Raw genomic sequence first — 16,417 nt, 5'->3', positions numbered from 1 at the left:
AAGCGGCGGGATCAGCCAGATCAGCAGCAATGTATTGAGTTTTGAGTGATACAAATTGGACTAACGGGAAAGAGTTAGTTTGATTGTACTTCGTGCAATAGAATTCGTATTAGAGTGGAGAAAATTTGATCCTATTGCACTCTATACAATCAATGGATGAGCAAGTGGCATTAAACTAGCTTTTCACCAGAATCTATTGCAGAGATTGCAGCAGATTCAATTTTTGCGGCTAGGACGGCGGATTCTGTTGTACAATATGCAACGTTTGTAGCTAGTTACCACAAACAGCCCAAATGTTAATTACAGATTAAGCGCACTAATCACAATTATATCTGTTCGTTTTTAACGTAACGAGACACTTAGCTGCCCGAAATCGAGCTTAACGAAAAACTACGCCACCATACACATTCCTGGCGTGGTATAATTCCAGCTGTTTGAACTGAATCCACCAGCTTGGAAGGTCTGGAAGCCTTGCAAGCTTTGGCTCGATACCGCCATTACAGGTTCCTGGCTTTCGTCCGCAAATACAAGCTCGATCAGCTCGGCAATTTCCCCATGTTCATACGCGGCTGCAAGGCGGCTCAAGACAATCTGCATGGCTGTGTCCTGTGGTAAGGAAGGACCATCGGCCTGAAGCAGCTCTTGTCTTACGAGAGGAAGGGCTTGCCGGGCTCGGTGCAGAGCGGCTTTTATTGCCCCTTCTGTGGTATCTAGAATCTCGGCAGCTTCCATTGCAGAGTGTCCCAACACATCTCGAAGCAGGAATACCGCCTGCTGCAGCGGAGATAAATGCTCCTGTAGTACTTGAAAAGCAGCTTCAATCTCAAATGAACCATACTCCGCAGAGGCCTCAGTGGGGGACTGATCCAACTCCAACACTCGTGACAAGGTGGCTTTTCGCCGCATGATATCAATCCATGTGTTTCGGGCAATCCGAAAAAGCAATGCCTCAGGATTTGGGTGATTTGTAGAACTTGTATGATGAGTAGAATTTGTAGGAATCGTAGAATGCATTGCAGATTTTGCAGATCTTGTAGATGGTGCAGTCTTAGATGGCGTTACAGCCTTAGCAGACGTTGCAGGATTAGCAGACGTTGCAGCCTTAGAAAACGTATAGTTCATTTGATTAGTTTGATTAGTTTCAAGTTTTTCATTAGCTCCATTTGCTCCATTAGCCTTATCATTTTCAATGGTTTCTTTATTTTGTTTAACTTCATTCATTGGACTGTTCCCATTATTTGCGCTCGTTGAGTTCGAAGTCTTCATATAACCTAGAGCCTTGACCCATGTATCCTGAGCTAAATCATCGGCATCCCACGGGGATTGTGTCAATGCAAGACAATATCGCTTCAGAGCTATCTGCAAAGACCTGCTGTTACTTTCATCCGGCTCATCTCCGGTGCTAAGCTTCTCAAGGATGATCACTCTGCATAACTCCTTTTCCAGTAAGGTGATTTCGATTACTTCTAATAATAAACGAATGAGCAGGAAATTAAGATACGCAATTTTAAAAAATAAAAATTCTCACGCCTAACGTATCCTATCCCCATATTAATCCGTTTACAGGGTAGATTTCAAAACTCTAAAACAGATGGAGGTCGAATACGGATGGCGTACGTTCCTTATGTAGTCGAACAAACGAATCAAGGTGAAAGATCTTACGATATTTATTCGCGGCTGTTGAAGGACCGGATAGTGTTCGTAGGTGCGGAAATTGAGAATCAGCTGGCTAACAGTATTGTTGCCCAGTTATTGTTCTTATCAGCAGAAGATCCGGATAAAGATATACACATGTATATTAATTGTCCAGGTGGCTCTATCACCGCAGGCTTCAGTATTTATGACACGATGCAGCTTATTAAGCCGCCGGTGAATACCATTTGTACAGGAATGGCAGCTTCTTTTGGTTCTTTGTTGTTATTGGCTGGGGCCAAAGGGAAACGTTATGCCTTGCCGAATAGCGAGATTATGATTCATCAGCCGCATGGTGGGGCGCAGGGGCAAGCTAGTGACATTGCGATCAGTGCCAAACGTATTTTGAAGGCAAGGGAAGTGCTTGTGCAAATTACAGCGGACCGAACTGGGCAGACGGTAGAGAAGGTACTGCAAGATATGGATCGAGATTATTTCATGTCAGCCGAGGAGGCAGTTGAATACGGAATTATCGATAAGGTCATCACAAATCTCTAAGACGAAGGAGTGAAGAAGGCTATGCTGGAGGTTTTGCAGGGAAAAGAGGTAACAATCTATTTTGTGGATGGCTCCAACGCTACAAAAGGAGTGCTGGAAACGGTAAGTGAAAATTTCGTCAAATATCGGACGGATTTTGAAGAGTTTTATATTCCAATCAGCTCGATCTGTTCTATCTCTCTAGATACCAAAACGCGTGAACGAGCCAAAGTAGGGTTCACACAATAACATCAACAACATCATCTGTATAAAAAAGGGTTAGGAGCTCCACAGCTCCTAACCCGTACTTTCCCGAATAGCCAAATAATGAGCCACATTTGCATGATGCGGCACAACGGTCTCCCCTTTAATCAGCTTGATTAAGGTTCGGGTGGCGGTCATCCCAATCTCCGTTCCAGAGTATTCAACCGAGGAAAGCTTAGGTCGAACGATAGAGGCAATGAAGCTGTTATCAAAACCGAACACGGCGACATCAGCTGGCACCCGTAGACCGTTATCGGTTAAATGATTCATGGCTCCAACTGCCATCCAATCTGTAGAGCAAAACACCGCAGTAGGTAACTCCCCGCTATCTATAATTCGGCGCATGGCGTCGCTCCCATCTTCGACGGCCATCGCACTTTCTACTACCCATTCTTTCCTTAAGGTTATGCCTGCATCCATAAGGGCTTGTAGATAGCCTTTATACCGATCCCCACCCACCGCATTATCTCCCGAGCCGCGAATCATAGCGATTTTGCGATGACCTTTTTGAATCAGATAAGTAACAGCTTCATAGGAGGCAGTTATATTGTCCAGATGAACGGAAGGAATCATATCCACCTGCGATTGTTGCCCGACAAGCACGCAAGGTGTATTTGAGCTGCGGATGATCTCCAGATGTTCATGGTTTGGAATTGAACCCACAAATATATTTCCTTCCGTCCCAATACGCTGGAACATCTTCAAATAGTGTTGTTCACTTTCTGCACTGCCGTCCGTTAATCCGACCATAATGTCGTATCCATACAAATCCGCAAGATCGCGAATACCAACATTGAAGTCATCCAGTACAGTGTTGCTATTCTGCGGAATGATCACACCGATCAGCTGTGTATTAGCTTTGTCCGTTTCAAGGCCGATGACATTCGGACGGTAGTTGGTTTGTTTAATAGCTTCCAGTACTCGTTTACGGACATCTTCGTTTACTGGTTTGCTGTTATTGATTACCCTGGACACCGTAGAGATCGAAACGTTCGCCATTTGGGCTATATCTTTTATCTTTACCTTCAAGAAGATCACCATAACTTTCCATATGATTCACTTGGTGTTTCAACTCTCGCAAGCATATCACGGATAGCTTCAAGAATCCAAAAGATTGTTGTTGACCTAGGAAATAAAAGGTCCTATAATGATCGCTGTAGGAAAATTATTTCCTTGAAAAAAGCTTGTTTTCAACGATAAAGTTGGATTTTTGCTAAAAACAATAACTGAATTATTAATTTTAATGAATTTAGGGAAAATATTTTCCTATGAAGGGTATATGAATACGAAGGAGCTGCATGCATTGAACAGAACATGGTGGAAAGAAGCCACAGCGTATCAAATTTACCCACGGAGCTTTATGGACAGCAATGGTGATGGTATAGGCGATCTGCAAGGAGTCATTTCTAAACTTGATTATTTGCAGGAGCTTGGTATCAATGTCATTTGGATCTGTCCTATTTATAAATCCCCAAATGATGATAATGGTTATGATATTTCGGATTATCAGGATATTATGGCGGAGTTCGGCAGCATGGCCGACTTTGATCAGCTGCTGCACGAGGTTCATGCACGAGGCATGAAGCTGATTCTGGATCTAGTGATTAATCATACTTCGGACGAACATCCATGGTTTGTTGAAGCACGTTCAAGCAAGGATAATCCGAAGCGGGATTATTATATTTGGAGTGATCCTAAGGACGGGGAGGAGCCGAATAACTGGGAGAGTATTTTCAGCGGTTCGATTTGGGAGCTTGATCCCGCCACAGAGCAATATTTTATGCATGTATTTTCCAAAAGACAGCCAGACCTCAACTGGGAGAATCCTGAGGTGCGCCGTGAATTGTATAGCATGGTCAACTGGTGGCTGGACAAAGGAATCGACGGCTTCCGGGTGGATGCCATTTCACATATTAAAAAAATCACCGGACATCCCGATCTGCCGAATCCACAGAATCTTCCGTATGTTCCGTCTGGCGATGGTCACATGAACCGTGAAGGGATTCACGATTTCTTGCAGGAGCTCAAGCAGGAGACGTTTGACCGATATGACATCATGACGGTTGGCGAAGCGAGTGGTGTAAATGTTGATCAGGCGGAGTCGTGGGTGGGTGAAGAGCAAGGCAAATTTAATATGATTTTTCAATTCGAGCATTTAGCTCTTTGGAATAAGAGTGTGACAGGTGGATTGGATGTTCTGCAGCTAAAATCAGCTCTCTCCCGTTGGCAAAAAGGTCTTGAGGGCAGAGGCTGGAACGCATTGTTCATCGAAAATCACGACCAGCCGCGTTCAGTTTCTACTTGGGGAAATGATGGCCAGTATTGGAAAGAGTCAGCTAAATCGTTGGCTACGATGTATTTCCTGATGCAGGGAACACCATTTATTTATCAAGGTCAAGAAATTGGGATGACCAATGTAAGATTTGAATCAATGGATGATTACGATGATGTGGCGATGAAGAACTTGTACCGTTTGGAGACTGAAGCCGGTAAATCACATGAGGAAGTCATGGAGGTAATCTGGAAGAACGGTCGGGACAACTCTAGAACACCAATGCAATGGAGCGACTCTGAAAACGCTGGTTTCAGCAGCGGCAAGCCATGGATGAAGGTGAATCCGAATTATACGGAAATCAATGTGGAGCGGGCGAAGCAGGACCCTTATTCCATCTATCATCATTACAAAAAGCTTATCGCTCTTCGGGCTGCTAATCCCGTTACTGTTTACGGGACTTATGATCTCATTTTGCCTGAAGATGAACGTATTTATGCTTATACTAGGACGCTTGGAAATGAAAAACTGCTGGTCATGTCTAACCTGACAGCAGAGGAAGCGCTGTTTGACCTTCCATTTGAATTGGAGTTTGATACTAGTGAGTTGCTCTTGCATAACTATGAGGTTGATCCTGCGGAGCCGATTGAGACTGTCGCATTACGGCCTTACGAGTCCCGTGTGTATATGCTGGTTAACGCACCTGTAGAGCAAGAGGGGAGCAGTGAACTTGTACCTGCACAAGAGTTAAGTGAAGCTTCTTTTCCAGAAACAGTTTAATATATTTATTGTAATTCAAAGCGCCCGGTTATCCGGGCGCTTTTTTTGTGTGCGCCCAGCATGGGCGCTATCTATAGGGTTGAAGTCCCGAATGGCGAAGGCAGTAGTAGCCATTAGCTTAAGGCAAGGGTGTCCACCGCGAGGTGGAATCTGAAGGAAGCCAGCGGCAAATCTCCGGTCTGAGGAATACGAACTTCATACAAGGCTAACGTAGGCTGGATGAGGTTGCACAACAAACCAAAGTCCATACTGCCAAAGGCGTACGAGAGTAAATGAAGCAGATAGATGGAGAGGAAGATAGCGTTCTTACCTGGGGAGATCTGTGTGATAGGCGAGTATACTTCGTAACCCTACTTGTGAGAGTAGGCTGAGTGCACAGAAGTCAGCAGACGCCATAGTACGCAAGCTGTTGCAACAGCTGCGGAAGGGCTGAACATGGAATAGGATTTATACATCCAGGCGTTCAAGATGAGCGATGAATGCAGAAAAAAAAATCCGAAAGGACCTGACTGAAGAAGGAAACGGTGAATCCCGTGGGGGTCTTCAGCAGGGCGGAGTTCATCTTTGGCACAAATGGAAGGTATAAATCACGTAAAGAGAGGTTAAAAAAAAATGTTGGAGCAACTGCTATCACGGGAAAATCTTCTGCAAGCCTTAAAGCGTGTTGAAGCGAATAAAGGAAGTCATGGCGTAGATGGGATGTCCGTAAAATCCTTACGAGAACACATCGTACAAAACTGGCAGACCTTGCGGCATGCCATAGAAGAAGGAACCTATGAACCGAGCCCCGTGCGCCGAGTCGAAATCCCGAAACCCGGTGGCGGAGGTGTTAGGTTACTAGGAATACCTACCGTGACAGATCGAATGATTCAACAAGCAATCGCGCAGGTGTTAACTCCATTGTTTGATCCAGAGTTTTCCGACCATAGCTATGGATTCCGTCCGAAAAGACGAGGGCATGATGCGGTGAGGAAAGCTCGAACCTTTATGAAAGAAGGATATCGATTCGTAGTCGACCTAGACTTGGAGAAATTCTTTGATCGCGTCAACCATGACCGACTGATGATGAAGATTTCGGAGAAAGTGGAGGACAAGAAAGTTCTCCTGCTTATCCGCAAATATCTTCAGTCAGGTGTGATGGAGAACGGGTTAGTAACCCCGACAACGGAAGGTGCCCCGCAAGGCGGTCCACTGAGTCCGTTATTATCTAACATTGTCCTAGATGAGCTCGACAAAGAACTCGAGAAACGTGGGCACCGCTTCGTTCGTTATGCGGATGATTGCAATATTTACGTGAAAACGCTAAGAGCAGGAGAGAGAGTCAAGACAACGGTCACCCGATTCATCGAGACGAGGCTAAAGCTGAAGGTGAACCAAGTAAAGAGCGCGGTAGACCGTCCCTGGAAACGAAAGTTTCTAGGATTTAGTTTTAGTGTGGACAAAGAACCAAAGGTGAGAATTGCGAAGCAGTCCTTACAGAGAGTCAAGGTTCGAATACAGGAGATATCCTCTCGAAAGAGATCGATGAAGATGGAAGAGCGAATCAAGGAACTAAACCACTACCTCATGGGATGGTGCGGTTATTTCTCGCTGGCGGATACCCCAAGTACCTTTCGAGATATGGATAAATGGATACGAAGAAGGCTACGAATGTGCCTCTGGAAGCAGTGGAAGACCCCTAGAACCAAAGTCAAAAGACTTATATCCTTAGGGGTACCTAAGGATAAAGCCTATGAGTGGGGAAATACCCGAAAAGGGTATTGGCGAATTGCAGGGAGTCCAATTCTACAACATGCATTGAATAACCAATATTGGGAAGCCAATGGATTAAAGAGTGTATTGGACAGATACAACTCCTTACGGAATATTTCATGAACCGCCGTATATCGAACGGTACGTACGGTGGTGTGAGAGGTCGGGGGCTAGCCGCCCCCTCCTACTCGATTGCGGTAGTGTAGGACTCTTGCACAAAATGAATGCGCTTACCTAGGCAAGTCGTATAAAAATATTATTTTTTCTATTATTTTTGTTCCCAAAATTAATAGAATACTATATTATGTTATGAATACAGATTCATATAAGTGTATATTCATTCAATTTGGGGTGAAAGTAGACAAAATTATAGGAGGTAAAAAATGTCCAAGAGAATACTATCTTTATTACTAGCTTTTACACTTATGATGTCGGGTCTGCTTCCAGCTGCATATGCAGGTGAAGTTGCAACCGAAATTAACCCGCAGGCGGTTGTTGCTCCGGTTTCTACGGAGAACACAGCTGATCTTGCGGTGCTTTCTTCAGAACAAACTACGGTAGCGACTGCTGTCTATGAACAAATAGCGGCGACAGTTTCCACAGAAGTATACAAAGCTTCTATGACGGAAGCTAGAACATTAGAATTGACTTTAGATCTTCCTGATGGGGCATCGCCTCAAGATATCATCTGGAATTTTGGCAGAACGGCGGAAGAGATGAAGCCGCTGGCAGAGTGGAAAAAATGGAATAAAGATGCGAAAGATTATTCAGGTAATCCTTTCGTAACAGTGACATATGAGCCGATCTCAGGTTCAAAAGTAAAGGCTTTAATTCATTTTGATTTGCTGTACGGAGAGAATCTCTCACTAACGGGTATACGTGCAGAGTACGTCAAACGAGTGGGAATTTATAATCTAATCGGGACATTACCTGCTGGAGATGTGCTGGTAGAGCAGCAAGTCAAACTAAATCCATATGAAACCTATCATACATATGATGAGATTAAACCCGCGATCGATAGGATTACTGCTGAAAGCAATAATAAATATGATCGATATGTAGAGTATCAGCAAATTGGGACCTCAACTCAAGGTCGTGCCATTCATTTCTCTATTGTTGCTAAGGATAAGTCCTCAGTAGATCAATATTTGAACGAGACCTTACCGCTTATGATGAATGATCCTGAAGCCCTGCAAAAGAAAATTAACGACGGGGATCTGCAGAATTATAAGGTACCTATTTGGTTGAATAACATTCATGCCGATGAAGCCAATGGTGTCGATGTAATCATTAAGTTTTTGGATACGCTGATGACACAGCAAATTGTCACCTATGATACCACTGATGAGAATGGAAATCCGAAAAAGGTAGTTCTGAACATCGACGAAGCGCTTGACCATGTGATTTTCCTGCTTGATTATGTAGAGAATCCTGACGGTCGCGCGTTAAACACGCGTCAAACTTCAACGCTGCTTGATCCAAATCGGGACAACTCTTACCAGACCCAACCTGAGACACAAGCGGTAACTGCACAAATTGCTAAGTGGACGCCGCTTACCTTTTTGGACATGCATGGATTTGTAAGTGGCTTCTTGATTGAGCCTTGCACACCACCTCATGATCCTAACATTGAATATGATCTTGTAATGCCAAGTATGCTTGAGCAAGCAAATGCCATGGGTAAGGCGGGGATTGCTAATACAAAATATGATTCCTACCATATCCCTTATGAAGAATACGAAAAAACACAACAGGATCCGAACTATAAAGGAACGAATGCAACAGGTTGGGATGATGCTTCGCCAGCCTACACAGCTGTATATGCCATGCATCAAGGAGCACTTGGGCATACCATTGAAGTGCCTGAATTGAATGAAGATTCACTGGATGCCTTTTATTATGCGGCTTTGGGGGCCACCGATTATGTGATCAACAACAAGCAGGAACTGTTCCTGAATCAATTGGAAATCTTCAAACGGGGTATCCAAAATGAGAATACTAATGCTGCTGTTAAAGATTATCTAATCAATGCACAGAATGAGTCTATTGGACGTCCAGGGGTAGATGAGAATACGAATTTCTTCCCTGAGTATTACATTCTTCCGGTTGCAAAAGATTTGCAAAAAAATGATCTGGAAACCTACAAAATGGTTCAGTACCTACTGCGTAACAATGTGAAAGTAGAACGGACAACAGCCAGTGTAACTGTAGATTCTGTAGTCTATCCGGCTGGAACCTATGTGGTGAATATGCATCAAGCCAAAAGAGGTTATGCGAATCTTGTCTTGTATGATGGACTAGATGTCTCGGATTTTAATGAGATGTATTCCGATACGGTACAGAATTTCTCGGCTATGCGTGGTTTTGACCGATATATTAGCCGTTCTGTAGGAGCATTCACTGGGAAGACAGAAGAGGTTAGCGGTGTAACGATCCCTAGTACGAATCTGGATCAATCTCCGTTCGAGCAAAATTATGTGATTAAAAACAGCAACAATGATGCGATAAAAGCTGTGAATGAGCTGCTAGCCAACCATAAGGCAGTGACACTGCTGGAGAATGGGGGGACGGGTTACGAGAAGGGAAGTTTCCTTGTTTCCAGATCCAATCTTAGAACGGTATCGTCTAAATATCTGCTGGATATTGTGCCGTTTAGTGCTGCAGAGAACAGAACGGGTAAATTGCTTAAGGCTCCTAAGGTAGCTATTGCAGGAGCGACTGCATTTATGCTGAAGGATCTTGGGTTTAACGTAACTACGGATACAGTGGCAGCAGATGTTCTAATCAATTCGGGAACGAATCTGATTGCTACAGGTAAACCGTTTATCGGTTATGGAAGAACGATGCTAAAAACTGTTAAAGGGCTTAAGGTCCTCCCTGGACTGGACTATTCAACTCCGGTCAATAAGGATGGTAAAGAAGATGCTCATGAGGGATTGTTTAAGGCTGAGGTCTCTCAGGACAATGTAATTACAGCGCCTTATGCCGATAGCGAATATCTCTACACAGTTTCCGCGGCTTATATTACAAAAGTGCCTGAAGGCGCAGAGATCTTGGCGAAATACGGATCAGGAGCTGACTTTTTCAAAGCAGGCTGGTGGCCGAATAACGAGGCTGCACAAGACCAAGTATTGGCGCTTACTTACAATACAGACAACATCCATGTGACGTTATTTGCGAATGATCTGATGAATAAATATCATCCGCAAAATCAATTCAGATTGCTTGCCAATTCAATCTATGCTGCTGCTCCAGCGGCGACTAAAGAGGATGGTATGGATAACGGGGTGAATGAACCAGAGCCAACAACACCTTCGACACCGTGGCAGCCATCTGTAACATCAACACCTGCACCGACCGTGCAGCCGTCTGCAACACCAACGCCAGCTCCAACTCCAACTGTGCAGCCGTCTGCAACACCAAACCCAATAGGTTCTAACTTCACGGATCTAGGTAAGGTGGCGTGGGCAGTATCGGCAATTCAAGAGCTGGCGGCAAAAGGGATCCTGCAAGGAGTGAGCGATAATTCCTTTGCTCCGCTTAAAGAGGTGACGCGTGCCGAGTTTATTACCATGATCGTGCGAGCTTTTGATCTGCTTGATGTGAAATCAACCGCTGCCTTCAGTGACGTGAAAGCTTCTGACTGGTCTTATGGATACATTGCATCCGGGGTCAAGAACGGATTGATTAACGGTGTAGGCAATGGAAGGTTTGATCCTAACCGTGCGATTACACGCGAGGAAATGGCAATCATTGTATCCAATGCACTTAAGAAATTTAAAGGCAAGTCGGTAAATGATACAAATGCCGCTTTGGCTAACTTTAAAGACCAGGCAACAATCGCTGCTTACGGTAAAGAAGCGGTGGCATTACTAACTCAGGAAGGTATTGTGCAAGGTCTGATTGCGGATACCTTCGGTCCTAAAAACATTGCCAACCGTGCTCAAGCAGCAGTGATTATTGATAGGATGTTGAAGCTTAATTAAGTTTTAGATACTTATAAAATAATACAAGAATGCCCCTCAGCTATTTGGCTGAGGGGCATTCTTTTTATAGTTACTCTGCATTATCCGTAGATGGTAAATCCGGCAGTTGTTGAATGTAGCTGTTAGACATATTTAGAAGCCGCTGAACGGCGTCAAATTGTTCTTTTGTCGAACCGCCCTCTGTTTCAGAGCCATCGATTAGATTAAAGTTGTCTCCATCATCGTAATCGACACCAGTCAAATACATGCTTGTGTCATTAATGAAAGAGCCGGTAGGCAAAAAGTGTCTGACAGGGAGCATGTTGGTCTGTTGGTTCATCAGATCTTCTCCGAAGTAGAGCTGATCTTTCATTGAAATCCCTAACAGGTTAGCTACAGTTGGCATAATGTCGATCTGGCCGCCAGTTTGGCTGTATACCGTAGGTTGACCTACCCCTGGCGCATGTACGATGAAAGGAATGTTGAACATATCGGTATAACCATATTCGTGACCGACCATTTCTTCCATTAACGATTTCTCGTTGCCATCAAGGGAATATAGCGATACACCCTGATGGTCCCCGTAAAAGACAATGACGCTATCATCCCATAGACCACTGGACTTTAATTGATCCAGAAATTGTCCCATTGCATAATCTGCGTAATTTTGAGCTAGAATATAGTTGCCAACTAGGGTACCTTCATACCGTTTAGGCAGCGTCATTTTATTTTTTGACTCTGGCATTTTATAAGGGTGATGAGCACTCATAGAAATGACCATTGCATAAAAAGGATCATCTTTAGCATCCATTTTGACTAATTCAGGCACAGTCTTGGCATAGAGTACCTCATCAGAAGCACCGAATGCGATATGATCACCATCCCCATAGAACGCTTGATCGTAATACTTATCAAAGTCTAGGACTTTGTATAGAGTTTTGCGGTTCCAGAATTCTACGCTATTGGTGTGAAAGGTTGCTGTATTATATCCATTAGCTTTCATCAGCTTAGGCAGGCTCGGAAGCGCCTTATCCATATAATTGGATGAAGTGGCTACCTCGTGATGAGGAACGTACAACGAAGTATTCACCACAAATTCAGCATCCGAAGTTGTTCCTTGCCCGGCATTAGTATAGAAGTTATTGAAATAATGTTCGCTTTTCAAAAGCTTATTTAGATTGGGTGTTACTTCCTGTCCGTCAATGCTCAGGTCCAGCAAAAAGTTCTGAAAAGATTCCATTTGTACCACGATTAGATTTTTACCTTGAGCTGCCGCCCAGTACTTCGGTGAGCCAGGCTCTGTAATTCCTTTGGTCTCGTTAATGGATGGTTGCGTGATTTCTTTGCTGTCGATTATTTCTTCTGTTTCCCTTGTATCGGCAAAAATAGTATAGACCTCGTAATTAAGAATCCCCATACTCTCCGCTTTTTTGTTCTCGTTCATACTGGCATGATTCGGCCAAACATTAAAGACACAAACTGCTAAGGAAACACTGATGATCCCAAACAAAGCGGTCCGGTTCATGCGGCGGTTCATACCTCTTTCTTTCCAGATCGCAATATATTTCGGACGGAACATAAAAAACATGAACACTACAATATCCACAAAAATGAACAAATAGTAAGGGTCCAGCAACGAGTATGTGCTTTCTCCCACCTTAGTTACTTTATCTGCTTGTTCCAAGGCATGATAAGTAGCAATTACACCGTAATATTTGTAATACATTAGGACGGCGAAATATATGACTGAAATCAATAGGTTGGCTATCATGTAATACAGAAATTTTCGTTTGGAAGCCATCCATTCAATAAGTCCAAATACGATAAAGAAAAATGGGATCTCTGTCAGCAGCATGCTCCAGTTAGGACCGTCGCTAAAAACTACGAACCAGGCCACTGCGCATTTTAGCAGCAGGACGAAGCTAAAGACTAGGAAGGGTTTGTTTTTTATATCAAAATCTTTTTTCACTCGTTATCATCCTCTCTGATGCAATTACACCAAGGTCCTGCATATACCTGTATTTCATGGAAATCCGTTGCAATATGCCGAAGCTTATTATGCTCCCGAAGTTATCAAGTGTCAAAAGGTGGACGAGAGTCCTAGAGTGAAGCAACAAGCGATTTATGCCGCATAAGCAGGTAAAATCAACGCCAATCCCAAACTACAGGGTCCTATGCGTATAAAATGATTTTAATAATTTCCAGTTTCCCGCAACTTTGTATAATATTCCTCAGTCTAAATATAGAGGAGTGATTAGAGAGGCGGGAATTAGATGACCCAGCGGCAGTTCATAACGATGGTAACGATTTGTTTTCTTGTGCTCTTAAATTCAGGTTGTAATCAAGGGGAGAACTCCATTGGTGTGGAGCCTTCTGGCTCTATAGCTTCAACGTCTGTACCACAGGTTCCCGAAGACTTTTTGCTAACACTGGATTATAAAGTTCAGAACCATCCGGATACATTTGCAGTTGAGGTACCACAGAACTGGGAGGTTAAGCTGGGGGAGTATCCAGTGGGACTTTACTGGCGATTAGCGAATGAGTTCTCTAAAGATGCCGGATTGGATTTGACCCTCCTGAAGGGTGCCACGGTAGAGGTACAGCGGTATTCCTTAGTCGATGGTTTACCTGGTTCTGGCGAACAAAAAGAATTTTCTTATCCCTCCAATCTCGTTTTGCTTGTTCAATCAGGAAATACCGTTGGGGCTTGGCTGGAATTTAATATTCAAAGTATCGGCCCTTCTATTAAGAAGCGTAGCTTGACCGACATTACAGGATATACATTTGAGGAGTGGACGGAGAGAGAAGGTTTGTTTGCTAAGGAAGGTGAGAATGGTGATTTAGCCTCATTAGGCCATTTCGAGCTGCTGGATGCTTTTTTCCAGGCTATACAGGTGGGTAATCATACCCGCGCCCGCGCATGTTTGAATCCTAATGCCTTACTCACTGCATTGACGGTTAACCGTCAAGAGCATCAACTCTATAACCCGGGTTTTGGTGGTGAAAATGCTCTCAGTGAAAGTATTGTTGAGGCTAAGCCTACCTCTTATAAAGTGATGGATTATGATACTGGCTCTGAAATCAAAGACATCGGTGATCGCACAACGTTAAATATTGTGGTCGATCTGTATATGAAATCACTAAATCCCGTCTTCAATACCCCAGATGGCCGGGAGACTCGCTTCGCAGTGTTGACCAAACACGCTAACGGCTGGAAGATTGGAGGTTTTGGAACGGGACCGTGAGTTGTTGCGTTATCTATTTATTAATAAAAGGAGTGATCTCAAGTGTTTAAACAAAGTTTGATGTCAAAAGTGCAGGTAAGGCGGATATGTAGAGTTGTTGTCGGGACTGTTCTTAGCTTGGCTATGGTCTCACCCTTAGTGGCAGCAGCAGATAATGTGAATTCACCTGAAGAAAAGAAATTATTGTCTGGCATCACCCAACTGGACGCTGGTGACAGAAGTGCGTATGCCGTCACTGCGGATGGAACAGCCTGGGCGTGGGGTGGTGGGTACGGCTCTATTGGTAATGGGGCGACCACACCAGCGTATACTCCCGTCAAAATGCATATCGATCATGTAAAGCAAATCTCAGGTGGTTATCGTCATAACTTGATGTTGAAGGACGATGGAACAGTGTGGGCAGTAGGGGGGAACGAGCATGGACAACTTGGCATTGGAACACAGTCCTCTAAGATTCTTGTAGAGCCTGTTCAAGTGCAAGGGCTAACAGATGTGAAAGCTGTTTCTGCGGGGGGCACCTTTAGCTTAGCTCTTCTTAAAGATGGAACGGTCTGGGCATGGGGAGGCAATGAACAAGGTGAACTCGGTGACGATTCGCGGAAAAACAAGCTAACCCCGGTGCAGGTAAAGGGACTACCCTCTGTCCTGTCTATAGCAGCGGGATCGAATAATTCAGTGGCGCTTGGTAATGGTGGAGAGGTATGGGTGTGGGGATCGCAGCAACCGCTGGGAACGCAAAAAGGCGTAATCTTAAAGCCTACGCTTATTAAAGGAAGCGGAGAATATAGAGCGGTTGATATGGACGGAGCCTATGGGCTCTATGGGGCAGCATTGAGATGGGATGGTACAGTATGGATTTGGAATAATTACATAGATCCATATCTGGGAGAAACTCTAAAACCCGTTCAGATTCCAGGGCTTTCAGACGTCATTTCGCTGACAACAGATTCCGCGGTGAAGGCGGATGGGACCGTGTGGCAGTGGACGGTTGGCGATAAGAACAAGATTAATGTTACACAGTCAAAGGGTATTCAGAATGCAGTTTCCATTTCTAAAGGGAGCAGAAATCATTATGTACTCTTAAAAGATGGTCATGTCCTTGCCTGGGGAGCAAATGAATTTGGGCAGACGGGTCTGGGGGTCAGAGAGATCGAGGTGAATACGCCTCAGCTCGTGAAGAAATCTATTCAAGTATTGTTGAATGGGAATGAAATGGAACTGACTATGCCGCCACTACTAATTAATAATTCGACATATGTTCCTTTAAGAGGAGTCTTCGAGCAGATGGGAGTTAATGTTCGTTGGGATGTTCCATCGAGAGCTGTGGTCGCTGTAAAGGGATCTACAACTCTGATCTTGAATTCGGTAACTGGACAAACGACTGTTAATGGAAAGGTAATAGCAACAGATCAAAAACCGGTCTTCATTAATGATAGCGTTTATGTACCCCTCAGATTGATAAGCGAAATGTTGGGGGCGCAGGTAGAATGGGATGCAGATGCTTATGCAGTTCGAATAAATTCCAATAAATAAGTTGACTATTTATTAGAAGCTTTAGGCTGAATTCTCCTTCTGGAGAGTTCAGCTTTTTGCGTGGAGCGCAGAAGATTTAGAGGGAAATGCAATAACGGTAAACAAAGCGTATGCGATTTTGAAGAATGTAAGCGGGAATCTTTTCGAGGATTCTTTATACGGATGATGATGAATATTGGAAAAATGGGACAACTTATAATTATCCCAATGATCGTTCAATTCTGGTCGCGAAACGGATGGGCATAGCAACAACGATTAATATTGCGACAAAAACGGGTAAGAGTATATATTACGGCCTCTTTGTATTTGTTGCAGTGCTGTTGATTGGAATGGTGGAAACCGAACGTTTTTAGGCGGAGTTGAAAGGATGGTGAGGTTTTTCATTGATTTTAAAATAAATCGTATGAAGTATAACCCTCTTGTGATAGAATAATCTA

At 43.9% G+C, this 16,417-nt stretch carries 10 protein-coding genes; 7 read left to right on the top strand and 3 right to left on the bottom strand.

What is annotated here, in order from left to right:
* Positions 1-390: 390 nt before the first annotated feature.
* Complete coding sequence (locus NST45_RS17330; protein ID WP_339823312.1) at positions 391-1,425, bottom strand: RNA polymerase sigma factor; 1,035 nt, start codon at positions 1,423-1,425, stop codon at positions 391-393.
* Positions 1,426-1,608: 183 nt separating this feature from the next.
* On the opposite strand from NST45_RS17330, the gene clpP reads away from it, so the two are divergent.
* Both clpP and NST45_RS17320 read left to right on the top strand, forming a co-directional pair.
* Complete coding sequence (gene clpP / locus NST45_RS17325) at positions 1,609-2,190, top strand: ATP-dependent Clp endopeptidase proteolytic subunit ClpP (protein WP_339823309.1); 582 nt, start codon at positions 1,609-1,611, stop codon at positions 2,188-2,190.
* A gap of 21 nt (positions 2,191-2,211) precedes the next feature.
* On the top strand, positions 2,212-2,418 hold the full coding sequence (locus NST45_RS17320) for a hypothetical protein (RefSeq protein ID WP_036679303.1): 207 nt from the start codon (positions 2,212-2,214) through the stop codon (positions 2,416-2,418).
* A gap of 48 nt (positions 2,419-2,466) precedes the next feature.
* Here NST45_RS17320 and NST45_RS17315 read toward each other — a convergent pair whose 3' ends face one another.
* Entirely contained in the window at positions 2,467-3,462 is a 996-nt protein-coding gene (locus NST45_RS17315) for a LacI family DNA-binding transcriptional regulator (protein WP_256717584.1), read from the bottom strand.
* A gap of 274 nt (positions 3,463-3,736) precedes the next feature.
* Here NST45_RS17315 and NST45_RS17310 point away from each other — a divergent pair, with 274 nt between their 5' ends.
* From NST45_RS17310 to NST45_RS17300, 3 genes are all read left to right on the top strand, one after another.
* Positions 3,737-5,485 (top strand): alpha-glucosidase, encoded by a 1,749-nt coding sequence (locus tag NST45_RS17310; RefSeq protein ID WP_339823306.1) that lies wholly within the window; start codon positions 3,737-3,739, stop codon positions 5,483-5,485.
* Positions 5,486-6,097: 612 nt separating this feature from the next.
* Positions 6,098-7,360 (top strand): group II intron reverse transcriptase/maturase, encoded by a 1,263-nt coding sequence (gene ltrA, locus NST45_RS17305; RefSeq protein ID WP_036681916.1) that lies wholly within the window; start codon positions 6,098-6,100, stop codon positions 7,358-7,360.
* Positions 7,361-7,620: 260 nt separating this feature from the next.
* Positions 7,621-11,223, top strand: a complete 3,603-nt coding sequence (locus tag NST45_RS17300; RefSeq protein ID WP_339823303.1) for a M14 family metallopeptidase — start codon at positions 7,621-7,623, stop codon at positions 11,221-11,223.
* A 70-nt stretch (positions 11,224-11,293) separates the two neighbouring features.
* Here the strand turns inward: NST45_RS17300 and NST45_RS17295 are convergent, their stop codons facing one another.
* Positions 11,294-13,171, bottom strand: a complete 1,878-nt coding sequence (locus NST45_RS17295) for an LTA synthase family protein (RefSeq protein WP_076107493.1) — start codon at positions 13,169-13,171, stop codon at positions 11,294-11,296.
* 304 nt (positions 13,172-13,475) lie between these two features.
* Between NST45_RS17295 and NST45_RS17290 the strand changes: the two genes are divergently transcribed.
* Together NST45_RS17290 and NST45_RS17285 are read left to right on the top strand one after the other, a co-directional pair.
* The gene (locus NST45_RS17290) at positions 13,476-14,447 is read left to right on the top strand and encodes a DUF4830 domain-containing protein (protein WP_076107491.1); all 972 of its coding nucleotides are present in this window, start codon (positions 13,476-13,478) and stop codon (positions 14,445-14,447) included.
* Positions 14,448-14,489: 42 nt separating this feature from the next.
* Positions 14,490-15,980 carry a stalk domain-containing protein gene (locus NST45_RS17285; RefSeq protein WP_076107489.1) on the top strand — a complete coding sequence of 497 codons (1,491 nt, stop codon included), beginning with the start codon at positions 14,490-14,492 and terminating at the stop codon, positions 15,978-15,980.
* Positions 15,981-16,417 lie beyond the last annotated feature (437 nt).

It is taken from the genome of Paenibacillus sp. FSL R7-0163 (assembly GCF_037969975.1).
Taxonomy (GTDB): Bacteria; Bacillota; Bacilli; order Paenibacillales; family Paenibacillaceae; genus Paenibacillus_AQ; species Paenibacillus_AQ odorifer.
The sequence above is the reverse complement of the archived record's forward strand: the minus strand, read 5'-3'. Positions and strand labels throughout refer to the sequence as shown.